This is a genomic window from Rhodococcus sp. ABRD24, assembly GCF_004328705.1.
In the GTDB taxonomy this organism is placed as follows: Bacteria; Actinomycetota; Actinomycetes; order Mycobacteriales; family Mycobacteriaceae; genus Prescottella.
In genome coordinates, this window is record NZ_CP035319.1 from 815,505 (window position 1) to 839,265 (window position 23,761).

Genomic DNA, 23,761 nt, shown 5'->3' on the forward strand with positions numbered 1-23,761 from the left:
TCGCCCACGGTCACTCGTTGCCGGTGGTCTCCATCGTCGACACGACGGCCAGGAGATCTCCACCCTCGACCTGCTGCACACCGCCGATGGCGACCCGCGAGACGATACCGCTGCGCGGTGCTGTGATCGCCGCCTCCATCTTCATCGCTTCGATCGTGGCGACCGTGTCACCAACCGAGACATGCTGTCCCTCGGTGACGACGAGCGTGACGACGCCCGCGAACGGCGCGGGCACATGAGCGGGGTTGTTCTTGTCCGCCTTCTCCGCGGCCGGGACCTCGCTGGCGATGGACCGGTCACGGACCGACACCGGACGCAGCTGGCCGTTGAGGATGCACATGACGGTGCGGTAGCCGCGCTCGTCGGGCTCGGAGATCGCCTCGAGGCCCATGAGTAGTTCGACGCCCTTGCCGAGCTTGACGCGGTGCTCCTCGCCGCGACGCAGTCCGTAGAAGAACTGGTTCGCCGACAACTGTGAGGTGTCGCCGTACTTGTCCCGATGCTCCTCGAATTCCTTTGTGGGACCGGGGAACAGCAGCCGATTGAGCGTGGCCTGACGCTCCTTCGACGAACCTGCGAGACCCTCCTCGTCCGCGGCCGTGAGCACCGCCTCCGGCTTGGCCTGTCCTCGACCCTCGAGGGCCTTGCTGCGGAAGGGCTCGGGCCAGCCGCCGGGCGGGGTCCCCAGCTCTCCGCGCAGGAATCCGACGACGGAATCGGGGATGTCGAACTTGGCGGGATCTGCAGCGAACTCGTCGGCCGCGACGTCCGCGCCGACGAGATGCAGAGCGAGGTCACCGACGACCTTCGACGACGGGGTGACCTTGACGAGGCGTCCGAGCATGCGGTCGGCTGCGGCGTACTTGGCCTCGACCTCCTCGAACCGGTCACCGAGACCCAGGGCGATGGCCTGCTGGCGCAGGTTCGAGAGCTGGCCGCCGGGGATTTCGTGGGTGTAGACGCGTCCGGTGGGTGCGGGGATCCCGGATTCGAACGGCGCGTACACCTTTCGCAGCGCCTCCCAATACGGTTCGAGGTCGCACACGGCCTGCAGGTCGATGCCCGTATCGAACTCGCTGTGCGCGGCCGCGGCGACGATCGCCGACAGTGCGGGCTGGCTGGTGGTGCCGGCCAGCGGTGCCGCGGCACCGTCGACCGCGTCCGCGCCGGCCTGCCACGCGGCGAGGTACGTCGCGAGCTGACCACCCGGAGTGTCGTGAGTGTGCACGTGCACCGGCAGGTCGAAGTTGCTTCGCAGCGCCGTCACGAGTTCGGCGGCGGCGGGGGCGCGGAGCAGACCGGCCATGTCCTTGATGGCCAGGATGTGCGCGCCCGCGTCGACGATCTCCTCCGCCAGGCGAAGGTAGTAGTCGAGGGTGTAGAGGGTTTCGTTCGGGTTCGACAGGTCGCCCGTGTACGACATCGCGACCTCGGCGACCGTGGTGCCGGTCTCTCGGACGGCCTCGATCGCGGGACGCATCTGGTCGACGTTGTTGAGGGCGTCGAAGATTCGGAAGATATCGACACCGGTTGCCGTGGCTTCCGCCACGAACGCGCGGGTGACCTTCTCCGGGTACGGGGTGTAGCCGACGGTGTTACGGCCACGCAGCAGCATCTGCAGGTTGATGTTCGGCACGGCCTCACGCAGCGCGGCGAGCCGGTACCAGGGATCCTCGTGCAGGAATCGCAGTGCCACATCGTAGGTGGCGCCGCCCCATGCCTCGATCGAGAGCAGCTCGGGGGTCATCCGAGCGACATGGCCGGCAACATCGAGCAGACCCGATGTCCGGACGCGTGTCGCGAGCAGCGACTGGTGCGCGTCACGGAACGTGGTGTCGGTGACTGCGAGGGCCTTCTGCTCGCGCAGCGACTTCGCGAAGCCGTCGGGCCCGAGGGCCAGCAGGCGCTGACGCGAGCCGTCCGGTGCGGGTGCGGTCAGGTCGATCGACGGCAGCTTGTCCTGTGGGTACACCGTTGTCGGCCGGGCGCCGTGCGGCTTGTTGACGGTGACGTCCGCGAGGTAGTTCAGGATGCGGGTGCCGCGGTCAGCAGAGCTGCGCAGCGTCAGCAGCTGCGGGCGCTCCTCGATGAACGAGGTTGTGACGCGGCCCGCGCGGAAGTCCGCGTCGTCCAGAACCGCCTGTAGGAACGGGATGTTCGTCGACACGCCACGGATGCGGAACTCGGTGACCGCACGACGGGCGCGGGCAACGGCAGCCTCGAGATCACGGCCGCGGCAGGTGAGCTTGACGAGCATCGAATCGAAGTAGGCGCCTACCTCGGCGCCCAGGTTGGCGCCGCCGTCCAGACGCACACCCGCGCCGCCCGGAGTGCGGTACGCGGTGATGCGACCGGTGTCGGGGCGGAAGCCGTTCGCCGGGTCCTCCGTGGTGATGCGGCACTGCAGCGCCGCGCCGCGGATCGTGATCGAATCCTGGCTCAGCCCCAGATCGGCGAGCGACTCGCCAGAAGCGATGCGCAGCTGCGCCTGCACCAGGTCGACGTCGGTGATCTCCTCGGTGACCGTGTGCTCCACCTGGATACGCGGATTCATCTCGATGAACACGTGGTTGCCGCGGGTGTCGAGGAGGAACTCGACGGTGCCGGCGCACTGGTAGCCGATCTGCTTGGCGAACGCGACCGCGTCCGCGCAGATCCGATCTCGCAGGGCCGGATCAAGATTCGGCGCCGGGGCCAGCTCGATCACCTTCTGGTGGCGACGCTGCACCGAGCAGTCCCGCTCGAACAGGTGGATCACGCCGCCCTGGCCGTCTGCGAGGATCTGCACCTCGATGTGCCGGGGGTCGATGACGGCCTGCTCGAGGAACACCGTCGGGTCGCCGAATGCCGACTCGGCCTCACGCGAGGCCGCCTCGATCGACTCGCGCAACTGGGCCCGCTCGGCGACGCGGCGCATACCGCGTCCGCCGCCGCCGGCGACGGCCTTGACGAAGACCGGGAACTCCATGTTCTCGGCGGCCGCGAGAAGCTGGTCCACATCGGCCGACGGCTCCGATGACGCCAGCACCGGCAGCCCGGCGGCCTTCGCGGCAGCGATCGCGCGCGCCTTGTTGCCGGTCAGCTCCAGGATCTCCGCGGACGGGCCGACGAACGTGATCCCGTTCGCCTCACACGCCGCGGCGAGGTCCGGGTTCTCGGACAGGAAGCCGTAGCCGGGGTAGATCGCATCGGCGCCGGCACGCTGCGCGGCCGCGACGATCTCGTCGACCGACAGATACGCGCGGACCGGATGGCCGACCTCGCCGATCTGATAGGCCTCGTCGGCCTTCAGTCGGTGCACCGAGTTGCGGTCTTCGTACGGGAACACCGCAACCGTTCCTGCGCCCAGTTCATAGGCGGCACGGAACGCGCGGATCGCAATTTCGCCGCGGTTGGCGACGAGAACTTTGGTGAACATGGGAAGCAAAGTACCGTGCCGCAGGCCACTCTGCGGAGGCACCCTCTCACGATGCGAGATGCTTTGCAATCTTCACAAACATTGCCCCTGACGTGCAAAATTGGCAAGTTTGCAAACAAGAGAAGAACCCTGCAAGACAAACCCCGGGCGGACCGCTCACACGGCTGGCCCGGAGCAGTTCGCCGCTAGGACTTCTCGAGAAATTCGATCTTCTCGGAATTCAGCGCGGCGGCCACCATCGCGGCCAGGCCGGGGTGCTCGGCGAGGTTCGGATCCGACTCGGTGACCGCCCGCGCGAAGTCCTGCGCCGCTTCGATGACGTCCTCGTGGTCGAGCAGGGACAACAGCCGCAGTGTCGTCACACTGCCCGACTGCGCTACCCCGAGCACGTCTCCCTCGCGTCGCTGCCGCAGGTCGAGCTGCGCCAGTTCGAATCCGTCGTTCGTCGCAGCGACCGCGCTGAGGCGCTCGAACGCCGGGGATCCCGGAAGCATGTCGGTGATGAGGATGCAGAGCCCCTGGTGGCCACCGCGGCCCACCCGGCCGCGCAGCTGATGGAGCTGGCTGACGCCGAACCTATCGGCATCGACGAGCACCATCACGGTCGCGTTCGGGACGTCGACCCCGACCTCCACGACGGTCGTGCACACCAGCACGTCGATGTCGCCCGCAGTGAATTCCCGCATCACCGCGTCCTTCTCATCGGCCGGGAGCCTCCCGTGGAGCAACCCGACCCGCAGGTCCCGCAGCGGACCGGCCCGTAGTTCGTCGAACAGGTCGATCGCGGACTTCGTGTCCGGCGGCTCCTTTCCGGCCTTGATGAGATCGGCCTCGGTCTCGCCGTCGCCGATCCGTGAGCACACCACATACGCCTGCCGCCCGGCCGCGATCTCCTCACGGATCCGCTCCCAGGCGCGTGCCACCCACTGTGGCTTCTCCCGCGCCGCGACGACATTGCTCACGATCGGCGAGCGGCCCCGCGGGAGCTGACGCAGAACCGACGTCTCGAGATCACCGAGCACCGTCATCGCGATCGTGCGCGGAATCGGGGTGGCGGTCATGACGAGCAGGTGCGGGCTCATCCCGTCCCGGGCCCGAGACCGGAGTTCGTCGCGCTGTTCGACGCCGAAACGGTGCTGTTCGTCGACGACGACGAACCCGAGGTCGAAGAATTCCACGTTGTCCTGGATCAACGCATGAGTGCCGATCACGATGCCGGCGTCGCCGGTGACGATGTCGAGGAGGGCCGCCCGCTTGGTGGCCGTCGACATCGAGCCCGTCAGCAATGTCACCTTGGTGGCGAGATCCTCGGCGCCGAGCTCGCCGGCGATCCCGAGCGGACCCAGCATCGCGCGCAGCGACCGGGCGTGCTGCGCGGCGAGCACCTCGGTAGGCGCCAGCAGCGCGCACTGATGACCGGCGTCGACGGCCTGCAGCATCGCCCGCAGCGCCACGATCGTCTTGCCCGAGCCCACCTCGCCCTGCAGCAGCCGATTCATCGGATGCGGACGGGCGAGATCGGCCGAAATCTCTGCGGCCACCTCCTTCTGCCCGTCGGTGAGTTCGAACGGCAGCCGGCGATCGAACTCCTCTGCCAGCCCACCGGGCTTCGGCGGGCACTGCGGGGCGACGCGCACCGCGACGTCCCGGCGGCGGCGGGCCAGCACCAGTTGCAGCGCCGCTGCCTCGTCGAAGCGCAGCCGATCCTGCGCCCGCGTCACCTCCTCGCGGGTGTCCGGCAGATGCACCGAGCGCAGCGCCGAGTCCAGGCCGATGAGTCCGTGTTCGTCCAGAACCGACTGCGGCAGCGGATCTTCCACCTCGTCGAGTTGGTCGAGGACCTGCCGCACGCACCGCAGCAGCGTCCAGCTCTCCACCTCGCGCGTCGCCGGATACAGCGGAATCAACTCCCGATCGAAGATCGACATGTCCACTGCCGCGCCGGAGTCCTTTGTGGCACGGGCCATTCCGGCCAGCGCACCGGCGCCGCGAATCTCACTGACGGGGACGATCGGATCGTCCGCCACGCTGGGCTCGGGCAGGATCAGGTAGCTCGGGTGGGTAAGGCTCCACTTGCCGCGGAAGTACTTGACGGTGCCCGAGAACATCGCGCGCGCACCCGCGCGGACGGCGTGCTTGACCTTGTGAGGGTTGAAGAACGTGACGTCGACGTTCTGGGTGTCCGCCGCGAGGACCACCTTGAGCATCTGCCCCTTGCGGGTCTTCATGTTCACCACATCGGCCTTGACGACCCTCGCGATGATCGTGATGTGGGAGCCCTCCTCGGGCTCCTTCTCACTGAGTTCCTTGCCCTGTGCCGCATACCGGTGCGGGTAGTGCCTGAGCAGATCTTCGACCGTGCGAATCTCGAACGCCTCCGCGAGCGCGTCCGCTGTCTTCCCGCCGAGCAGGTGGTCGAGCCGGTCGGTCAGTGTCGCCATGTCGCCGGTCCCGTCGCGATAGTCGCCATCCACTCGCCTTCTACTCGACACCGAACTGGAGCAGGTCTCGACCCTGCCCACCGTGGTAAATCATGACTTCGACGCCGGGGTGCCTGGCCGAGATGTATGCGGAGACCCGCTCCCCCAGGTCGTCCGACGCCTTCGCGCCCAGCAGGATCGTCACGAGCTCACCGCCGGCCCCCAGGACCAGGTCGACCAATCGGCAGCCCGCCGCCTCCACATCCGGCTCGATCACCACCACCTCGTGGCCGACGAGGCCCAGTCCGTCTCCGGGCTCGCACGTACCGACGTACGTGAGCGCGCGCTCCTCCGCGACCCGCAGCGAGCCCCAGCGGGTTGCCGCGGCGGCCTCGGACATCGCGAACGCGTCGTCGACCGCGATGCGCTCGGCGTCGTGCACGGCAAGCGACGCGAGCCCCTGAACCATCGACGAACTGGGCAGGAACACCACTTCGCGGTCGTCCGCACGCGCCTGCGCGCCGACCGCGACAAGATCCTGAGCGGGCAACGCACCGTTGGGCAGGACCATCACCTCGGGCCGTCCGATGCGGCGGATCGCGTCCAGCAACTGGGTGCGCGTGACGACGCCGTCCGAGCGCAGCACCCGCGCACCCTCCTGCGTGAACAGCTCCGCGGCGCCCTCACCTTCGACGATCGACAGCACCGCCCGCTCGCGGTGACGTCCATTCCTGCGAGTGCGCTCGTCGAGGACGAAGCACGTGATCCGGACCTGATGCAGCCGTCCCGCGGACAGGCCGGCCTCGACCGCGGCACCGGCATCCGCGCAGTGCACGTGCACCGACCAGTTGCCCGTGCCGGCGCCGTTGCCGTCGCCGACGACCACCACCGAATCGCCGAGTTCCACCAGACGTGCGCGCAGCGCCGCGATGCGGGCGTCGTCGGTTTCGGCGACGAGGTACATCACCTCGTAATCCTGAACCGACGCCGCATGGACGACAGCCTCCGCGGCGCAGTCCTGCCCACCCCCGCGCGGCATCCGCCCGAGAAACGGCGCCCGTTCGGGCTCGGTGCCGGTGATGACAGCGACCAGCGCGTCGAGAATCACCACGAGCCCGCGGCCTCCTGCGTCGACCACGCCGGCCGCACCGAGGACATCGAGCTGCATCGGCGTTCGCGTCAGCGCATCTGCGGCCGCATTCGCCGCGAGCGTCGCAATGTCAGCAAGTCCCGCCTCGGGCGGCCCCGCCGCCGCGGCCGCGGCGGCCTCCGCGAGCACAGTCACGATCGTGCCTTCCATCGGCACACTGACCGCCGCGGTCGCGAGCGTGGCCGCCTGACGCAACGCTGACCGGAGCGTGGTCGCATCGAGAAGGTCGGCGTCGGCGGTTTCGGCAATCCCTCGCAGCACCTGGGAGAGGATGGCGCCCGAGTTACCGCGAGCGCCCACGACCGCGCCCCGTGCGAGCGCCTGCGCGGCCTCGGCTGCACTGATCGGGCCGGCACCCAGGACCGCGAGCGCATCGACCGCAGCCCGCATCGTTGCCAGCAGATTGGTGCCGGTATCGGCGTCGGGGACCGGGAAGACATTGAGATCGTTGATCTCGTCGCAGTGCTTCTCGATCCCACGGACACATGCGCGGGCCCACCGGTACAGCGCACGGCCGTCCACCGATTCCAGGACCTCGAGCACTCGCCTGCCCTCTCTCTGCGCCGGTTCACGCACCACGGTCGGGTCCGACCGCCCGATCGGGCGGCCAGTCCCAGGCAGCCAGCCTAGCGGGCACTCCACCAGGTCCGTCAGCCCACAGTGCGAGCGCGCCATGTAGGGTCGTCCAGGTTCCTTCGACGGGGCTCTCGGGGTCCATCGCCCCGAACAGCCAGGTGATTTGGCCAAACTAGGCGGATGTGGTTACCCTTGCAGGGTTGCCTCGCACAGGATGATTCACTTCGCGTGTTCGAAGGCAAGCACAAGACAATGTTTCACTATCACAAGGAGTTCGCGACTATGGCTGCCGTCTGCGACGTATGCGCCAAGGGGCCCGGCTTCGGTAAGTCGGTCTCGCACTCGCACCGGCGTACCAACCGTCGCTGGAACCCGAACATCCAGACCGTTCGCGCTCAGGTTGCCCCCGGCAACACCCAGAAGCGGAACGTCTGCACCTCCTGCCTCAAGGCCGGAAAGGTCGTCCGCGGCTGATAGAGCCGTCTCGGACAGTCTTCGAATCAACCCCCGACACCCTGTGTGCCGGGGGTTGATTCGTTTCCGGAGTTCTCCGCCCGCGGGAACCGGGTCGCTCTGTGGGTCCGAACGGCTGAGTCCCTACCTCGGGACCGCTAAGGTGCAATCGTGACTGCAATCAACGCGCTCAGCAAGGTCAGGATCGAGGACGGCGTACTGCGGCTGGCCGTGGCCACCGACGCCAAGGGAACCTCCCTCGACATCGAGGGGATCACCCAAGCCACCACCGCCCTCCGGCAGGCTGGAGGCGACATGGGCAGCGTTCTGCTGGTCGGCGAGGGTGGCAACTTCTGTGCCGGCGGCAATGTCCGGGCCTTCGCGTCCGCGGAGCGGCGTGGTGAGTTCGTCGGCGAGGTCGCGCGGGTGTTCCATGAGTTCGTGCGTGCGCTCGACGCGACGACCGTCCCGGTGGTGGCCGGCGTCCACGGCTGGGCGGCCGGGGCCGGCATGAGCATCGTGTGCTTGGCCGACATTGCCATCGGCGGCACCTCTACCATGCTGCGCCCGGCCTACCCTTCGATCGGCTTCACTCCGGACGGCGGCATGTCGTGGACGCTGCCGCGGATCGTCGGAATTGCCCGTGCACGCGAGATCCTGCTCACCGACGCCGTTCTCAACGGCGAGGAAGCGGTACGGCTGGGCATCCTGAGCCGCCTCGTCGAGGACGACCAGGTACAGGAGGAGGCCCTCCGCGTGGCCAGGACGCTGGCCGCAGGCCCGACCGCGGCCTATGCCGGCATCAAGTCACTGTTTGCGACCGGCAGAACCAATACCCTCTCGGAACAGTTGGACGCGGAGACGGCCTCTATCGCCGCGGCCGCGGACAGCCCCACCGGACGCGAGGGTGTGGACGCGTTCGCCGAGAAGCGGCGCCCCGACTTCTCCTCGATCCGTCCCTACTGAACCGAACTGAACTGAACCACACCGGCTGCCGGTGACGCTCGGGAAGCCCGTGCGTCACCGGCAGTCGTGGTTTCCAGGTCAGGGCAGACGCCAGTCGATCGGCTCGGCACCCAGCTGCGCGAGCAACTCGTTGGTGCGACTGAACGGTCGCGACCCGAAGAATCCCCGCGACGCAGACAGCGGTGAGGGGTGCGCCGATTCGATCGTCGGCACGTCACCGAGCATCGGCTTCAGCCCGGCCGCGTCCCGGCCCCACAGGATCGCAACCATCGGCGACGAACGAGCGACCAGCGCCCGGATCGCCTGCTCCGTCACCGCTTCCCACCCCTTACGACGATGCGACCCGGCGTCGCCGGGCGCCACTGTGAGCACACGGTTGAGCAGCAGCACCCCTCGTTCGGTCCACGGCGTGAGATCACCGTTCGACGGCGTCGGGTACCCCAGGTCGTGGGTGTACTCGGCGAAGATGTTCCGCAGGCTCCGAGGCACCGGCCGGACGTCGGACGCCACCGAGAAGCTCAGTCCCACAGCATGACCCGGCGTCGGGTACGGGTCCTGTCCGACGATGAGCACCCGTACACCGTCGAAGGGATGCATGAATGCCCGGAGCACGTTCTCACCGGCCGGGAGGTACCCCCGGCCGGCCGCGTTCTCCGCACGCAGGAACTCTCCCATCTCGGTGATCCGTCCGGCGACGGGGTCGAGCGCCCGGGCCCACCCGGGATCGATCAGTTCAGCGAGAGGAGTAACTGCAGTCATCAGTCGAGCCTGCGCAATGCGTCGCGGTAATACGCGGCATTGGCGGCGTAGAGCTTGACGTTGAGGTCGAGGTGCCCCTCCGGAACCTGGTAGCCCTCACGGATTTTCACCGGCACGCCGAGCGCCATGCTCCGCGGCGGCACCTCGAACTTGAAGGGCACCACCGCGCCCGCACCGATCACGGAACCGGCGCCGACGGTCGAGCCGTTGAGCACCACCGAGCCCGACGCGATGAGGCAGTTGTCGCCGATCCGCGCGCCCTCGATATGGGCGTTGTGCCCGACGACGCACCCGGCGCCGATGATCGTCGCCTCGAGTGAGGTGCAGTGGACGATCGTGCCGTCCTGGATGTTGGTACCGGCACCGACGCTGATGGTGCCGTAGTCGCCGCGCAGAACGGCCTGCGGCCAGATCGAGACGCCCGCACCGAGTGTGACGGCGCCGATCACCACGGCGTCGGGATGGACGTAGGCGTCCGGAGCGATGTCAGGCTCGCGATCACCGAGTGCATAGATAGCCATGTGTGCAACCTATCCGGTACCGAAGCTCTGCCAGCCGCCGGAGGTCGTCCACGCCGTACCGTCGACGACGACATCGCCAGGCCCCTCGACCACCGCGCCGATCACCGACCACCCGGCAGGCAGCATCGCGTCCGGTGGGAAGGTCGCGGCGAGGGCATGGTCCTCACCGCCGGTGAGGATCCACCCCCACGGATCGGCGCCGAGTCGGCCGGCCGCCACCGCCAGCGCCGGATCCGGAACGATCCGTGCCCGCTCGATCCTGATCCGCGCGCCCGATGCCTGCGCGACGTGACCGAGGTCGGCGATCAGCCCGTCGGAGATGTCAGTCATCGCGCGCGCACCGGCGAGCGCCGCCGCGACACCGGCGCGGTACGGCGGCTGGGGCACCCGGTGCGCGTCGATCAGCGCGGCGCACTCGGGTTCGATGTCATCTGCGGTCGCACCACCGGCGAGCAGTAGCGACAGCCCGGCCGCCGAGCGACCGAGCCGGCCTGCGACCGCCACGACGTCTCCTACCCGCGCCCCCGAGCGCAGCACCGGCGCCCGCCCCTCGAGATCACCCAGCACCGTGACCGACACCACCACCTGGCCGGACTGCACGAGATCGCCGCCGACGACACCCGCGCCAATCGCCTCCGCGGCGAGTCCGATCCCGTCGGAGATCCCCGTGGCCACCGACACCGGTGTGGCGGGCGGGCAGCCCATCGAGACCAGGAATGCCGTCGGCCGCGCACCCATCGCGGCGATGTCCGCCCCGTTCTGCGCCACCGCTTTCCGGCCCACCTGCTCGGGCGTCGACCAGTCCAGCCGGAAATGCCGACCCTCGACAAGCATGTCCGCAGATACCGCGACTCGGCCGTCCGCCGCGCGCACCAGCGCGGCATCATCCCCCGGCCCGATCAGTGTGCTCGGTGGCTGGATCCGGCCCTGCACCGCACGCTCGATCACGGCGAACTCGCCGAGATCCGTTACGGTGCGCTCGGCGTCGCCCTGGTTGTGTCGCCGGGATTCGATGATCAACCTCCTGCGTAGTTTCCGGATCCGGGCGCTCCTGGACAGGTCCCGGATCCGCCGGCAGAACCGGGTCACAGCTTCGGCCGCGGCGGCTGCGGTACCTTTTACCTTGCGACCGGGGCACCCCGGCGCGGGGAGCCGACGACCGGAGTCTCGAGCGACTCTACCGAGACGACGGCGCACGGCGACGGGAAGGGACGGACCCGTGGTGCAGGCCTTCATACTGATCCAGACCGAGGTGGGCAAGGCCGCCGCGGTCGCCGCAACGCTCTCCCGACTCCCCGGTGTCGGCTCCGCCGAGGATGTGCTCGGGCCGTACGACGTCATTGCCCGTGTGACGGCACCCGCCGAAGCGGAATTGTCCGCCGTCGTCGACGATATGAAGAAGGTCCGGGGCATCACCCGAATCCTGACCTGCCAAATCGCGGCACCCGCCGCACCGACCGAGAACTGAGATGTCCGAACCCGATAATCCCGAGAACCCTGAACTACACCCGTCGGAGAAGCGCAATCCGGCACTGATCGCGACCGCCGTCGCGCTCCCCGTCGCCCTCGTCGTCGGTGTCATCGCCGCCGCGGTGATCGCCGGGCGCACACCCGCTCTCGAACCCGTGGGTCTCGGGCCGGTGCAGGCGCCCGCCGCAGAGTCAACCGAGTGCACCGCGCTGATGGGCTCACTTCCGGACAAACTCGGCAGCTACACCCGCGCCGAGCTGCGGGACCCGGCTCCCCCGGCCACTGCAGCCTGGCAGCAACCGGAAGGTGATCCGGTGGTGCTGCGCTGCGGCCTCGAGCGGCCGCCGGAGTTCGACCAGGCATCCGCGCTCAGTGTCGTCGACGGCGTGCAGTGGTTCGAAATCTCCGGCGCCGCGCAGGGCATCGACGCCAGCACCTGGTACGCGGTAGACCGCGGCGTCTACGTCGCGCTCACGGTGCCCAACGGGTCCGGTCCCACCCCGCTGCAGGACGCGTCGAGCGCCGTCGCGCAGACACTGCCGCAGCAAACGCTCGATCCGGCACCGATCGCGAACCCGTAGTAGGTCCGACCCCGCCGCGGAGCGACCTGCCGGTTGGCAAGCGAATCAGCGTAGCCCCGTTCCGCGTGCGAGCGCGGCGTCGACCAGCGTCGAGACCAGCGACGGGTAGTCGATGCCGGCCGCATCCCACATCCGCGGAAACATCGAGATCGACGTGAACCCGGGCATCGTGTTGATCTCGTTGATCACCGGCCCGTCCTCGGTGACGAAGAAGTCGACCCGGGCCAGACCCCGACAGTCGAGCGCCCGGAAAGCCCGCACCGCCAGGTCGCGGATCTCTGCGCTCACGGCGTCGTCGAGCTTGGCCGGAACGTCGAACTCGCACACGCCGTCGAGGTACTTGGTATCGAAGTCGTAGAACGCTGCCTCATCACCGGCGGTGTCGGGCATGCGGATCTCGGCGACCACGCTGGCCCGCACCTCACCGTCCGGGAACTCGAGGACACCGCACTCCACTTCGCGTCCCACGATGCCGGATTCGACGATCACCTTGGGGTCGTGCTTGCGCGCGTCGGCGATGGCGGCATCGAGCGCGTCCCAGTCGGAGACCCGCGTGATCCCGATCGAGGATCCGCCGCGCGCGGGCTTGACGAACACGGGAAGCTGCAGGCTGTCTCGCTGCTCCTGCGACAGCGTCGGCGTCCCAGGGCGCAGCACCACCTGGAATCCGATCGGCAGCCCCTCCGCCGCAAGCAGCTTCTTGGTGAACTCCTTGTCCATGCCCGCCGCGCTCGCGAGCACGCCCGGGCCGACATACGGGATCCCCGCGAGCTCGAGCAGCCCCTGAATCGTGCCGTCCTCGCCGTACGCACCGTGCAGCACCGGGAAGACGACGTCGACGGTGGCGAGAATTCGTTCTGCCTCCTCGTTGTCGAGCGAGACAAGCGCGCCCTTCCGGGTGGGGTCCGCGGTGAGGGCGAGCGCCGCACCGGTCGCGTCGACGGTCGGCATCGCGCGATCGCGGATCGCGAGCTCCGTCGGATCGGTCGATCCGAGCACCCACGAACCGTCCGTGGTGATGCCGATCGGTACCACTTCGTAGCGGTCCGGGTCGAGGTTCCTCAGGACGCTACCGGCGGAGACGCAGGACACCGAATGCTCGTTGCTGCGGCCGCCGAAGACGACGGCGACCCTGGTACGCGGATTGTTCACGCCCCAAACCGTACCGTCGCGGGCGGCCTCGCACCGAACCACCCGATCATGTCGATCCGGCCGACGGGATGCTATTCGGGCTTGATCCGGCGACCGAGCAACAGGCCGACCGCGTCGTGCACGGACATCTGCTCGTGGCAGACGCGGTGGACGGCGTCGGTGACCGGCATCTCCACGTCATGCGCAGCGGCCAGCGCGCGCACGGACGTGCACGACTTGACGCCCTCCGCGATCTGCCCGTTGGTCGCGGCCTGCGCGCTCTCGAGAGATCCGCCGCGGCCGAGCCGCTCGCCGAACGAGCGGTTCCGCGACAGTGGCGACGTGCACGTGGCGACCAGGTCCCCGACGCCGGCGAGACCGGCGAGGGTCGCCGGGCTGGCGCCCAGTGCAACACCGAGACGGATGATCTCGGCCAGGCCGCGGGTGATCAGGCTCGCGATCGTGTTCTCCCCCAGCCCGATTCCCGAGGCCATCCCACACGCGAGCGCAATCACGTTCTTGCAGGCGCCGCCGATCTCGCACCCGATCACGTCGGTGTTCGTGTAGGGGCGGAAATATCCTGTCGCGCATGCCTTCTGAACCGTAATCGCTCGTGACTCGTCGGTGCACGCGATAACGGTTGCGGCCGGCTGCCCGAGCGCTATCTCGCGGGCGAGGTTCGGACCGGACAGCACCGCGACCCGCGACGGATCCACCGCAGCGACCTGAGAGATCACCTCGCTCATCCGCATCAGCGTCCCACTCTCGATGCCCTTGGCGAGGCTCAGCAGCGTCGCGTCCGGACCGATCGCGCCGGCCCAGCGTTCGAGATTGCCACGCAACGACTGGGACGGCACGGCGAGCACGACGATGTCCGCACCGGCCAGCGCCGCCTCGTGGTCACCGGTCGCGGTGAGCGACGACGGCAGCTCTATGCCCGGCAGATAGTCCGGGTTCTCGTGGCGCGAGACGATTGCTTCCGCGACCTCGCTCCGACGCGCCCACACGGTGACGTCGGTACCCGCATCCGCGAGCACCTTCGCGAATGCCGTCCCCCACGACCCCGCACCGAGTACCGCTGCCTTGCCCACGCCGGCCCCTCCGCTCTGCGTTCACCACGCGCGCTGCTGTCAACCAATACTGTTCACCGGCCAGCCTGGTCCGGCTCGCTACCTCCGCACACGATACTTCCCGGGCCCAGCGATCGGCGGGCGCGAGTCGAGGACGGCGGGGCTGGCAAGATTGGCCGCATGAGCGATGTGCACCGTCCGGAACGTGCGGCGCACACGCATGTACTGATCGCGGTGAAGGATCTGCGGCGCGCGAAGACCCGACTCGCCGAATCGCTGTCGGCATTCGACCGCACCGACCTCGTGGTGGCCATGCTGCGCGACACTCTGGCGACACTGGTCGCGACGGAAGCACCGGCCGGGGCTCCGAACCCGATCTCAGGCATCACGGTCGTCACCCCGGACCCGACCGTCGCTGCAATCGCAGGAGAATTCGGGGTACGGCACTGGCCGGATCCCGCCAGCGCACCGCCGGGCGAATCGGGCCTGAACGCGGCCCTCGCCGCGGCCGAGGCCGGACTCCGCACCCACTCGGACCCGACGGATGTGGTGGCTCTGCAGGCGGATCTGCCCGCCCTACGGGCGACCGAACTGTTCGACGCACTCGCCCGCGCCCGCGCGCTCGGCCGCGCGATCGTCGTCGACCACACCGGCACCGGCACCGCGGCATTGTTCGCGTGCGGTCCTCACTACCGGCTCGAACCGCGATTCGGCCCCGATTCGGCCGCACGCCACGCCGCTTCCGGCGCCCACATTCTCGATGGAGACTGGCCCGGCCTGCGCCAGGACGTCGATACGGTGGCCGATCTGGCCGCTGCGGCCCGACTGGGTCTGGGTCCTGCCACACGCGCGTGTCTCGAACGAATGAGATGTACTCCGGGTGGCCTCCGACCGTGAATGCCGTGAACTGATCGTGATCGATTGTCGTGCCTGCGATTCTCGAGGGATGATCGGGGAGTGAGCAATGGAAGAGCACTCGAACCACGCACAGACACCGGCGGACCGGCGGACAACGGCGCGGTGGAACGCAGTGCCTCGCACCGCAGCATCGAGACCGGTCACCGCCCGAGTATCCCGACCGCACCACCGGCGGCAACCTCCAGCAACGGCGAGTCCGGCGGCCTGCCCGTCGCCCGTTATCTCAACCGCGAGTTGAGCTGGCTGGACTTCAACTCCCGAGTCCTCGCGCTCGCCGAGGACAGCTCGCTGCCATTGCTCGAACGGGCGAAATTCCTCGCGATCTTCGCGTCCAACCTCGACGAGTTCTACATGGTCCGCGTCGCCGGGCTCAAGCGCCGGGACGAGACCGGATTGTCGGTTCGTTCCGCCGACGGGCTTTCCCCGCGTGAGCAGCTCGCCTTGATCGGCTCCCGCACCCAAGAGATCTCGGACAAGCACGCGCGAGTGTTCCTCGATTCCGTGCGTCCCGAGCTTGCGGCCGAGGGCATCTCGATCATCGGCTGGTCCGATCTGGATGCCGAGGAACGCGGTCGGCTGTCGGATCACTTCCATGAGCAGGTGTTCCCGGTCCTGACACCTCTCGCGGTGGACCCGGCCCACCCGTTTCCCTACATCAGTGGCCTGAGCCTGAATCTTGCCGTGACGGTGAAGGACTCCGTCACGGCCGGCGAACACTTCGCCCGGGTCAAGGTCCCCGACAATGTCGACCGTTTCGTTCGGATCAAGCGCACCAACGAAACCCCGGGCGCTATCGCCGCCTTCCTGCCCACCGAGGCGCTCATCGCCGCCCACCTCGATGTGCTGTTCCCCGGCATGGAGGTCGTCGAGCACCACGCCTTCCGCATCACCCGTAACGCCGACTTCGAGGTCGAGGAGGATCGCGACGAGGATCTGCTGCAGGCGCTCGAACGGGAGCTGGCACGTCGGCGCTTCGGATCACCAGTCCGGCTCGAAGTCGCCGACGACATGACCGAGCACATGCTCGAACTGCTCTTGCGCGAACTCGACGTCGACCCCGGTGACGTCATCCAAGTGCCTGGGCTTCTTGATCTTTCGTCGCTGTGGCAGGTGTACGGCGTCGACCGCCCGAACCTCAAGGACACACCCTTCGTGCCGGCCACGCACCCGGCGTTCGGTGAGCGGGAAACTCCGAAGAGTGTCTTCTCGACCCTGCGCGACGGCGATGTCCTGGTCCAGCACCCGTACGACTCGTTCTCCACGAGCGTGCAACGCTTCATCGAACAGGCCGCGGCCGACCCGCAGGTGCTCGCCATCAAACAAACGCTGTATCGGACGTCGGGCGACTCCCCCATCGTCAATGCGCTCGTCGCCGCTGCCGAGGCCGGAAAGCAGGTCGTCGCGCTGGTAGAGATCAAGGCCCGCTTCGATGAACAAGCGAACATCAAGTGGGCCCGCAAGCTCGAGCAGGCCGGCGTGCATGTGGTGTACGGCCTCGTCGGACTGAAGACTCACTGCAAGACCTGCCTCGTGGTGCGCCGAGAGGGCTCGACGATCCGGCGGTACTGCCACATCGGAACAGGCAACTACAACCCCAAGACGGCGCGGCTGTACGAGGATGTGGGCTTGCTAACCGCGGCGCCCGAGATCGGCGCCGATCTCACGGACCTGTTCAATTCGCTGACCGGCTATTCGCGGAAATCCCAGTACCGCAACCTGCTCGTCGCGCCGATCGGGGTCCGGGCCGGAATCATTGCTCGTATCGAGGCCGAGATCGAGCACAAACAGGCCGGACGTGACGCCGGAGTCCGCCTCAAGGCCAATGCCCTCGTCGACGAGCAGGTCATCGACGCGCTGTACCGGGCGTCGCAGGCCGGCGTCCCTGTGCGGATCGTCGTCCGCGGCATCTGCGCACTCAAGCCCGGTGTGCCGGGACTGAGCGAGAACATCGAGGTTCGCTCCATCCTCGGCCGTTTCCTCGAGCACTCGCGCATCATGCACTTCCGCGGCGCCGACGAGTTCTGGATCGGTAGCGCAGACATGATGCACCGCAACCTTGATCGACGCGTCGAGGTGATGGCCCAGGTCAAGGATCCGCGGCTGAGCCGTCAGCTCAACGAGATCTTCGACTCCGCACTGGACCCGACCACCCGCTGCTGGGTGCTGCAATCGGACGGTGGTTGGCTCGCCTCGCCCGCACGGGGCGAGGAGGTGCGCGAGCATCAGGAAGAGATGATGCGTCGCCGGAGGACCGCGAACTCCTGATCAATGTCCACCTCGCGCCGCGACGTGGCCAACGGAAGGAAGCCCTTGAGTCCCGACAAGCGGGCCAAAGCCAATATATTCGCGGCAGGCGCCGTTCTGTGGCGGAAGTCTCCTTCGAATCCGTATGAGATCGAAATCGCGCTCATTCACCGCCCGCGATACGACGACTGGTCATTTCCGAAGGGAAAGCTCGATCCGGGAGAAACGGCGATTGTCGCCGCAGTTCGGGAGATCGCCGAAGAGACCGGGATTAGTGCCCAATTGGGACGGCATCTGTCACGTGTGACATATCCGATACCTGGCCACCGGCGACTCAAGCGCGTCGATTACTGGGCCGCAGAGGCGGTGTCGGGCGAGTTCACGGCCAATGACGAGGTCGACGAACTGATCTGGCTCACGCCCGACCGGGTCGCGGAGCAGCTGTCCTACCCGATGGATCGGACGATTCTGAGACGGTTCCAGCAACTGCCGCCGGATACCACGACGGTGCTACTCGTTCGGCACGCGAAAGCCGGCAGCAGCAAGAGGTATACCGGCGACGATACCCAGCGCCCCCTCGACGACAAGGGACTCGTCCAGGCCGACGCGCTGGTCGCCGAACTGGAGGCCTTCGGAGCATCCGCGATCTCCTCGGCCGACCGCACACGGTGCACACAGACGGTCGAGCCCCTCGCTCGACGCCTCGGCGTGCCGGTCCACCTCGAACCGCTGCTTTCCGAGGAGGGTTACCTCGCTGACCCCATCGGTGCCCGCGCCCGCGCCCGCAAGATCGCCGCGATGGGTGGTGTACAGGTGATCTGCAGCCAGGGCGGGGTTATTCCCGACCTCATGCAGTGGTGGGCAGAGCGGGACGGAATCGAACTGCCACCTGCGCGGAACCGGAAGGCGAGCACCTGGGTGCTGTCGCTGTCCGGCGGCAAACTTGTTGCCGCCGATCACATAGACAGCCCGCTGCCGGTGACACGCAGATCTGATTGAATTTTCCCCGGGACAAACGAAACTCGGCGGCCACGGGAATAATCCCGTGGCCGCCGAGTCAGTTCCGGAGCAATCCCCGGCGCCTGGGTGGCGCCGGTGCCCTACTTACGCGCGGTGCGCTTGGCCGGAGCCTTCTTCGCCGCAGTCTTCTTCGCGACGGTCTTGGCCGGAGCCTTGGCCGCGGTCTTCTTCGCGACGGTCTTCTTTGCGACGGTCTTGGCCGGAGCCTTGGCCGCGGTCTTCTTCGCGACGGTCTTCTTTGCGACGGTCTTGGCCGGAGCCTTGGCCGCAGTCTTCTTCGCGACGGTCTTCTTCGCGACGGTCTTGGCCGGAGCCTTGGCCGCAGTCTTCTTCGCGACGGTCTTCTTCGCGACGGTCTTGGCCGGAGCCTTGGCCGCAGTCTTCTTTGCGACGGTCTTGGCCGGAGCCTTGGCCGCAGTCTTCTTCGCGACCGTCTTCTTGGCCGCAGTCTTCTTCGCAGCCGTCTTCTTCGCCGCCTTCTTCACCGGCTCCGCAGCACCGCGCTTGACGGCCGGACCGGATGACGGAAGCTTCTGACCACCGGCGATGAGCGCCTTGAACTGTGCGCCCGGACGGAAGGCCGGAACCGACGTCGGCTTGACCTTGACGGTCTCACCGGTTCGCGGGTTGCGAGCGACGCGAGCCGCACGGCGACGCTGCTCGAATACGCCGAAACCGGTGATCGTGACGCTTTCACCGGCGTGCACCGCGCGCACGATGGTGTCGACGACATGCTCGACGGCCTCGGTGGCGGTCCGCCTGTCCGACCCCAGTTTCTCGGTCAGAACATCGATGAGCTCTGCCTTGTTCATTGAAATTCCTCCGCAAACTAATGGCCCACCGTCGGACCGACTACGAACTACGGTAAACCCGAAATCGGCAAGAGTCTATGTGCCACGCCAATTCTCATCAAACGCGGCCCCCTGTTCTGTGATATTTCAGGCCCCGAACCAGTTGTCCGATTGCCTCAATTGTCGCTCGCGGTGCGAGCCGGGAGGGTCGCAGGTTTCCATGACGGCCTTGACTTTTCGAACTCGGAAATCGCCTCTACCTGGCGCAATGTCAACCCGATGTCGTCGAGACCCTCCAGTAGACGCCACCGCGTGTAGTCATCAATCGCGAAGGGCACCACCGTTGTTCCGGCGGTCACCGTCAACGCCTCGAGGTCGACCACCAACTCGAGCCCGGGCTGCTCGTCGAGGAGCTTCCACAGCAACTCGACGTCGCTCTGAGCGACCTCGGCGGCCAGCAGACCAGCCTTGCCCGCGTTGCCGCGGAAGATATCCGCAAAGCGCGACGCGATGACGACGCGGAAACCGTAGTCCGACAGCGCCCAGACGGCGTGCTCGCGAGACGAACCCGTGCCGAAGTCCGGTCCGGCCACGAGAACGCTGCCCTTGTCGTACGGCGCAGTGTTGAGGATGAAGTCCGGATCGGACCGCCAGCGCGCGAACAGACCGTCCTCGAATCCGCTGCGGGTCACGCGCTTCAGGTACACCGCGGGAATGATCTGGTCGGTGTCCACGTTCGATCGGCGCAGCGGAACACCGATTCCCTTATGAGTGGTAAAGGATTCCATCGATTTTCTCCTAGTTCCCTTGCGCCCTATGCCAGATCTGCCGGTGCCGACAGCGTGCCCCGAACAGCCGTGGCGGCAGCGACGGCCGGGGAGACGAGGTGCGTGCGCCCACCCTTGCCTTGGCGGCCTTCGAAATTGCGGTTGGACGTCGACGCGCAGCGCTCACCCGGGGCAAGCTGATCCGGGTTCATGCCCAGGCACATCGAGCATCCGGCCTGGCGCCACTCGGCGCCCGCAGTGGTGAAGATCTCTCCCAGGCCCTCCTCTTCCGCCTGTGCACGAACGCGCATCGAACCCGGGACGATCAGCATCCGAACCCCGTCCGCGACACTGCGGCCCTTCAGGACGTCCGCAACGGCGCGTAGATCCTCGATCCGTCCGTTGGTGCAGGATCCGACGAACACGGTGTCCACGGCCACCTCCCGCAACGGAGTTCCCGCCTCCAGACCCATGTAGGCAAGAGCCTTCTCGGCCGTGTGCCGCTCGCTCTCATCGGCCATCTCGGCCGGGTTCGGCACCGAATCTCCCAGCGGAGCGCCCTGTCCGGGGTTGGTGCCCCACGTGACGAACGGGGTCAGCGAGGATGCGTCGATATGGACCTCAGCGTCGAAAACAGCGTCCTCGTCGGTCTTCAGCTGTTCCCAGGCTGCGACCGCGGCGTCCCAGTCCGCCCCCTGTGGAGCATGTGGGCGGCCCTTGATGAACTCGTAGGTGGTCGCGTCCGGCGCGATCATTCCCGCACGCGCGCCCGCCTCGATCGACATGTTGCAGATCGTCATCCGCGCTTCCATCGACAGCTTGCGGATTGCCTCCCCGCGGTATTCGAGGACATACCCCTGTCCCCCACCGGTGCCGATCTTCGCGATGACGGCGAGGATCAGGTCCTTACTCGTGACGCCCACCGGGAGTTCACCGTCGACGGTGATCGCCATGGTCTTGAAGGGGCGCAGCGACAAGGTCTGCGTCGCCATCACGTGCTCGACCTCGCTCGTCCCGATTCCCATTGCGAGAGCACCGAAAGCGCCGTGGGTCGAGGTGTGACTGTCTCCGCACACGACCGTGGTACCCGGCTGGGTCAGGCCCAGCTGCGGACCGACGACGTGCACGATGCCCTGATCGAGATCGCCCATCCGATGCAGTCGCACACCGAATTCCTCACAGTTGCGACGCAACGTATCGACCTGCGTGCGAGATACGGGATCGTCGATCGGCCTGTCGATATCGATGGTCGGGACGTTGTGGTCCTCGGTGGCGATCGTCAGATCGGGGCGACGCAATTTGCGGCCGGACAGGCGCAGGCCGTCGAATGCCTGCGGGCTGGTGACCTCGTGAACGAGATGCAGGTCGATGTAGATCAGATCCGGCTGGCGAGCCGCACCCTCTCCCTCGCCACGAACGACAACGTGGTCGTCCCACACCTTCTCCGCCAGAGTGCGTGCTCTGTCCGCCATCTTCTCCACCTCTGTATCAGGATGTCGCGCTGCCGGGTTACGGGCTGACCCGCATCGCGTGATGTGTCGAAACACCCGTCGAACGATCTGGGCTATGATCCCAGTATGCGAGAACTGAGTATCGACCTATGAGACAGCATAGCGGTATCGGGGTCCTTGACAAAGCGATGGGCGTGCTGCACGCGGTTGCCGAACAACCCTGCAGCCTCACCGAATTGTGCAATCGGACCGGTCTCCCTCGCGCCACGGCCCACCGTCTGGCCGTCGGCCTCGAAGTGCACCGATTGCTCACTCGCGACGCAGACGGTCTGTGGTGCACGGGGCCAGGGCTGGGCGAGCTCGCGGCGAGCGCCAGCGACACCCTCGTGGACGCCGCCGCACTGATCCTGCCGCGTCTGCGCGAAATCACCGGAGAGAGTGTGCAGCTGTACCGCCGGGAGGGCACCCATCGCGTGTGCGTCGCATCGATGGAACCACCGACAGGCCTCCGGGATACCGTCCTGGTCGGCGCCCGGCTGCCCATGACCGCCGGCTCCGGCGCGAAGGTCCTCCTCGCGTGGGCGGACACACAGACTCAGCGGGCGATCCTTCCCGACGCCTCGTTCGGCGAACGCGTCCTGCTCGAAGTTCGGCGGCGCGGATGGGCACAGAGTGTCGCCGAGCGGGAACCGGGGGTCGCCAGCGTCGCTGCGCCGGTCCGGGACGCGGCAGGAAACGTCGTCGCCGCGATCTCGGTGTCCGGCCCGATCGACCGAATGGGCCGGCGTCCCGGCGCGCGTTGGGCGGAAAACCTGCTGGCCGCAGCGGACGCTCTCCACAAGCGGCTCTGACGACACGAATCCCGCTGCTCGGGCGCTCACCACGTGATTCGTGGCACAGTTCGTCCATAAGCATTCGATGCCGAGTGAAGGAAGCACCAGTGGGCACCAATCAGCGCGCACAGATCACGATGACCGACGCCGAGATCGCCGAATTCGTCGAACGTACCCGGGTCTCGACCATGGCCACGATCGGCCCGAACGGCACACCACATCTGATCGCAATGTGGTACGCGGTGATCGACGGTGAGCTGTGGTTCGAGACGAAGGCCAAATCGCAGAAGGCCGTCAATCTTCGGCGCGACGACCGCCTCACCGTGATGCTCGAGGCGGGCGAGACTTACGACACGCTGCGCGGTATCTCGATCGAGGGCCGCGGCGAGATCGTCGACGAACCCGAGGCCCTCTTCCGGGTGGGAATCAGCATCTGGGAGCGCTACACGGGTCCGTACTCCGAGGACGTGAGGCCGGCCGTTGAGATGATGCTGCACAAGCGCGTCGCTGTGCGCGTGATCCCGGAACGGGTCCGGTCGTGGGACCATCGCAAGCTCGGGCTGCCCACCATGCCGGTGGGCGGCTCGACGGCAGCGTACCTATAGCGCTGGCCGCCGGAAAACCACGCGACACACCACCGCACCGGCGGTACATTCCGAAGGACGAGCCACCACCGAGGCAGAAGGAGGACCACGTGAGCGAATCCGATCGCACCAGCAGCGAGGCCGGGCACGGCAGCGATGCAGACGATGTCAAAAGACGGTTCCGCGAGGCACTCGACCGCAAGAATCAGCGACACGGGAATTCGAGCGGCCACCTCGACGGACAGTCGAAGATCCACAGTGCGCACCGCAGCGCCGATCACAAGCGCGAGTTCCGCCGTAAGAGCGGCTAGAAACCCGCTGACCCACGCAACGCGAAGACCCTCCGATCGATTGATCGGAGGGTCTTCGCGTTGTGGTAGCCCCGACGGGATTCGAACCCGCGCTACCGCCTTGAGAGGGCGGCGTCCTAGGCCGCTAGACGACGGGGCCAGGATCTTCATTGTTATCCGTGCTGTGCAGCACAGTAGAGCTCTCTCGAGAACTCTCTCGCCAAAAGAAAACCCCCCGATACAAGATCGGAGGGTGATTCCCCTGGTAGCCCCGACGGGATTCGAACCCGCGCTACCGCCTTGAGAGGGCGGCGTCCTAGGCCGCTAGACGACGGGGCCAGAACATTT

Annotated in this window: 21 protein-coding genes and 2 tRNA genes; 10 read left to right on the forward strand and 13 right to left on the reverse strand. The window is 67.4% G+C overall.

Annotation, left to right across the window (positions count from 1 at the left end; all coding sequences use genetic code 11):
* Positions 1-10 precede the first annotated feature (10 nt).
* From ERC79_RS03555 to ERC79_RS03565, 3 genes are all read right to left on the reverse strand, one after another.
* The gene (locus ERC79_RS03555) at positions 11-3,418 is read right to left on the reverse strand and encodes a pyruvate carboxylase (RefSeq protein WP_131575781.1); all 3,408 of its coding nucleotides are present in this window, start codon (positions 3,416-3,418) and stop codon (positions 11-13) included.
* Between the two features lie 185 nt (positions 3,419-3,603).
* Positions 3,604-5,859, reverse strand: coding sequence for an ATP-dependent DNA helicase RecG (recG, locus tag ERC79_RS03560; protein WP_131575783.1), 2,256 nt, complete (start codon positions 5,857-5,859; stop codon positions 3,604-3,606).
* Positions 5,860-5,899: 40 nt separating this feature from the next.
* Positions 5,900-7,531: a DAK2 domain-containing protein gene (locus tag ERC79_RS03565; protein ID WP_242676737.1), complete on the reverse strand. Its 1,632-nt coding sequence runs from the start codon at positions 7,529-7,531 to the stop codon at positions 5,900-5,902.
* 315 nt (positions 7,532-7,846) lie between these two features.
* Between ERC79_RS03565 and rpmB the strand changes: the two genes are divergently transcribed.
* Together rpmB and ERC79_RS03575 are read left to right on the forward strand one after the other, a co-directional pair.
* Entirely contained in the window at positions 7,847-8,038 is a 192-nt protein-coding gene (gene rpmB, locus ERC79_RS03570) for a 50S ribosomal protein L28 (protein WP_131575787.1), read from the forward strand.
* A gap of 150 nt (positions 8,039-8,188) precedes the next feature.
* Complete coding sequence (locus ERC79_RS03575) at positions 8,189-8,983, forward strand: enoyl-CoA hydratase-related protein (protein WP_131575789.1); 795 nt, start codon at positions 8,189-8,191, stop codon at positions 8,981-8,983.
* A gap of 78 nt (positions 8,984-9,061) precedes the next feature.
* Here the strand turns inward: ERC79_RS03575 and ERC79_RS03580 are convergent, their stop codons facing one another.
* The 3 genes from ERC79_RS03580 to ERC79_RS03590 are packed head-to-tail and all read right to left on the reverse strand — an operon-like array spanning position 9,062 to position 11,211.
* On the reverse strand, positions 9,062-9,742 hold the full coding sequence (locus ERC79_RS03580) for a uracil-DNA glycosylase (RefSeq protein WP_131575791.1): 681 nt from the start codon (positions 9,740-9,742) through the stop codon (positions 9,062-9,064).
* The gene (locus ERC79_RS03585; protein ID WP_131575793.1) at positions 9,742-10,263 is read right to left on the reverse strand and encodes a gamma carbonic anhydrase family protein; all 522 of its coding nucleotides are present in this window, start codon (positions 10,261-10,263) and stop codon (positions 9,742-9,744) included. Before ERC79_RS03585 ends, ERC79_RS03580 begins: the two co-directional genes overlap by 1 nt.
* Positions 10,264-10,272: 9 nt before the next feature.
* Positions 10,273-11,211 (reverse strand): thiamine-phosphate kinase, encoded by a 939-nt coding sequence (locus ERC79_RS03590; RefSeq protein WP_242676842.1) that lies wholly within the window; start codon positions 11,209-11,211, stop codon positions 10,273-10,275.
* A gap of 274 nt (positions 11,212-11,485) precedes the next feature.
* On the opposite strand from ERC79_RS03590, the gene ERC79_RS03595 reads away from it, so the two are divergent.
* Positions 11,486-11,731 carry an Lrp/AsnC ligand binding domain-containing protein gene (locus tag ERC79_RS03595; protein WP_131575797.1) on the forward strand — a complete coding sequence of 82 codons (246 nt, stop codon included), beginning with the start codon at positions 11,486-11,488 and terminating at the stop codon, positions 11,729-11,731.
* Between the two features lies 1 nt (position 11,732).
* Complete coding sequence (locus ERC79_RS03600) at positions 11,733-12,314, forward strand: DUF3515 domain-containing protein (protein ID WP_131575799.1); 582 nt, start codon at positions 11,733-11,735, stop codon at positions 12,312-12,314.
* Positions 12,315-12,359: 45 nt separating this feature from the next.
* Here ERC79_RS03600 and ERC79_RS03605 read toward each other — a convergent pair whose 3' ends face one another.
* Both ERC79_RS03605 and ERC79_RS03610 read right to left on the reverse strand, forming a co-directional pair.
* Positions 12,360-13,466 carry a D-alanine--D-alanine ligase family protein gene (locus tag ERC79_RS03605; protein WP_131575801.1) on the reverse strand — a complete coding sequence of 369 codons (1,107 nt, stop codon included), beginning with the start codon at positions 13,464-13,466 and terminating at the stop codon, positions 12,360-12,362.
* A gap of 71 nt (positions 13,467-13,537) precedes the next feature.
* Entirely contained in the window at positions 13,538-14,536 is a 999-nt protein-coding gene (locus ERC79_RS03610; protein ID WP_131575803.1) for an NAD(P)H-dependent glycerol-3-phosphate dehydrogenase, read from the reverse strand.
* Positions 14,537-14,695: 159 nt separating this feature from the next.
* On the opposite strand from ERC79_RS03610, the gene cofC reads away from it, so the two are divergent.
* The 3 genes from cofC (at position 14,696) to ERC79_RS03625 (ending at position 18,676) form a co-directional block, all read left to right on the forward strand.
* On the forward strand, positions 14,696-15,412 hold the full coding sequence (cofC, locus tag ERC79_RS03615; protein WP_131575805.1) for a 2-phospho-L-lactate guanylyltransferase: 717 nt from the start codon (positions 14,696-14,698) through the stop codon (positions 15,410-15,412).
* Positions 15,413-15,535: 123 nt separating this feature from the next.
* Positions 15,536-17,698 (forward strand): RNA degradosome polyphosphate kinase, encoded by a 2,163-nt coding sequence (locus ERC79_RS03620; protein WP_207390477.1) that lies wholly within the window; start codon positions 15,536-15,538, stop codon positions 17,696-17,698.
* 3 nt (positions 17,699-17,701) lie between these two features.
* Positions 17,702-18,676 carry an NUDIX hydrolase gene (locus tag ERC79_RS03625; protein WP_131575809.1) on the forward strand — a complete coding sequence of 325 codons (975 nt, stop codon included), beginning with the start codon at positions 17,702-17,704 and terminating at the stop codon, positions 18,674-18,676.
* Positions 18,677-18,777: 101 nt separating this feature from the next.
* Here ERC79_RS03625 and ERC79_RS03630 read toward each other — a convergent pair whose 3' ends face one another.
* The 3 genes from ERC79_RS03630 to leuC form a co-directional block, all read right to left on the reverse strand.
* Entirely contained in the window at positions 18,778-19,509 is a 732-nt protein-coding gene (locus tag ERC79_RS03630; RefSeq protein ID WP_131575810.1) for an HU family DNA-binding protein, read from the reverse strand.
* Between the two features lie 155 nt (positions 19,510-19,664).
* Positions 19,665-20,276, reverse strand: coding sequence for a 3-isopropylmalate dehydratase small subunit (gene leuD / locus ERC79_RS03635; protein ID WP_131575812.1), 612 nt, complete (start codon positions 20,274-20,276; stop codon positions 19,665-19,667).
* A 26-nt stretch (positions 20,277-20,302) separates the two neighbouring features.
* Positions 20,303-21,736, reverse strand: coding sequence for a 3-isopropylmalate dehydratase large subunit (leuC, locus tag ERC79_RS03640; RefSeq protein ID WP_131575814.1), 1,434 nt, complete (start codon positions 21,734-21,736; stop codon positions 20,303-20,305).
* 119 nt (positions 21,737-21,855) lie between these two features.
* On the opposite strand from leuC, the gene ERC79_RS03645 reads away from it, so the two are divergent.
* The 3 genes from ERC79_RS03645 to ERC79_RS03655 all read left to right on the forward strand — a co-directional run bounded on the left by ERC79_RS03645 (position 21,856) and on the right by ERC79_RS03655 (position 23,434).
* Positions 21,856-22,557 (forward strand): IclR family transcriptional regulator, encoded by a 702-nt coding sequence (locus ERC79_RS03645; protein WP_131575816.1) that lies wholly within the window; start codon positions 21,856-21,858, stop codon positions 22,555-22,557.
* An 89-nt stretch (positions 22,558-22,646) separates the two neighbouring features.
* Positions 22,647-23,144, forward strand: coding sequence for a PPOX class F420-dependent oxidoreductase (locus ERC79_RS03650; RefSeq protein WP_131575818.1), 498 nt, complete (start codon positions 22,647-22,649; stop codon positions 23,142-23,144).
* Between the two features lie 89 nt (positions 23,145-23,233).
* Positions 23,234-23,434, forward strand: coding sequence for a DUF5302 domain-containing protein (locus ERC79_RS03655; RefSeq protein ID WP_131575820.1), 201 nt, complete (start codon positions 23,234-23,236; stop codon positions 23,432-23,434).
* Between the two features lie 63 nt (positions 23,435-23,497).
* Here ERC79_RS03655 and ERC79_RS03660 read toward each other — a convergent pair.
* Together ERC79_RS03660 and ERC79_RS03665 are read right to left on the reverse strand one after the other, a co-directional pair.
* Positions 23,498-23,573: transfer RNA gene (locus ERC79_RS03660), tRNA-Glu, on the reverse strand.
* Positions 23,574-23,676: 103 nt separating this feature from the next.
* A tRNA-Glu gene (locus ERC79_RS03665) sits at positions 23,677-23,752 on the reverse strand.
* Positions 23,753-23,761 lie beyond the last annotated feature (9 nt).

What these genes read in the sequence shown, in the direction of transcription:
- ERC79_RS03555 (WP_131575781.1), bottom strand. Translation starts at nt 3,418, where the DNA reads ATGTTCACCAAAGTTCTCGTCGCCAACCGCGGCGAAATTGCGATCCGC.
- recG (WP_131575783.1), bottom strand. Translation starts at nt 5,859, where the DNA reads ATGGCGACACTGACCGACCGGCTCGACCACCTGCTCGGCGGGAAGACA.
- rpmB (WP_131575787.1), top strand. Translation starts at nt 7,847, where the DNA reads ATGGCTGCCGTCTGCGACGTATGCGCCAAGGGGCCCGGCTTCGGTAAG.
- ERC79_RS03580 (WP_131575791.1), bottom strand. Translation starts at nt 9,742, where the DNA reads ATGACTGCAGTTACTCCTCTCGCTGAACTGATCGATCCCGGGTGGGCC.
- ERC79_RS03585 (WP_131575793.1), bottom strand. Translation starts at nt 10,263, where the DNA reads ATGGCTATCTATGCACTCGGTGATCGCGAGCCTGACATCGCTCCGGAC.
- ERC79_RS03600 (WP_131575799.1), top strand. Translation starts at nt 11,733, where the DNA reads ATGTCCGAACCCGATAATCCCGAGAACCCTGAACTACACCCGTCGGAG.
- cofC (WP_131575805.1), top strand. Translation starts at nt 14,696, where the DNA reads ATGAGCGATGTGCACCGTCCGGAACGTGCGGCGCACACGCATGTACTG.
- ERC79_RS03625 (WP_131575809.1), top strand. Translation starts at nt 17,702, where the DNA reads ATGTCCACCTCGCGCCGCGACGTGGCCAACGGAAGGAAGCCCTTGAGT.
- ERC79_RS03630 (WP_131575810.1), bottom strand. Translation starts at nt 19,509, where the DNA reads ATGAACAAGGCAGAGCTCATCGATGTTCTGACCGAGAAACTGGGGTCG.
- leuD (WP_131575812.1), bottom strand. Translation starts at nt 20,276, where the DNA reads ATGGAATCCTTTACCACTCATAAGGGAATCGGTGTTCCGCTGCGCCGA.
- ERC79_RS03645 (WP_131575816.1), top strand. Translation starts at nt 21,856, where the DNA reads ATGAGACAGCATAGCGGTATCGGGGTCCTTGACAAAGCGATGGGCGTG.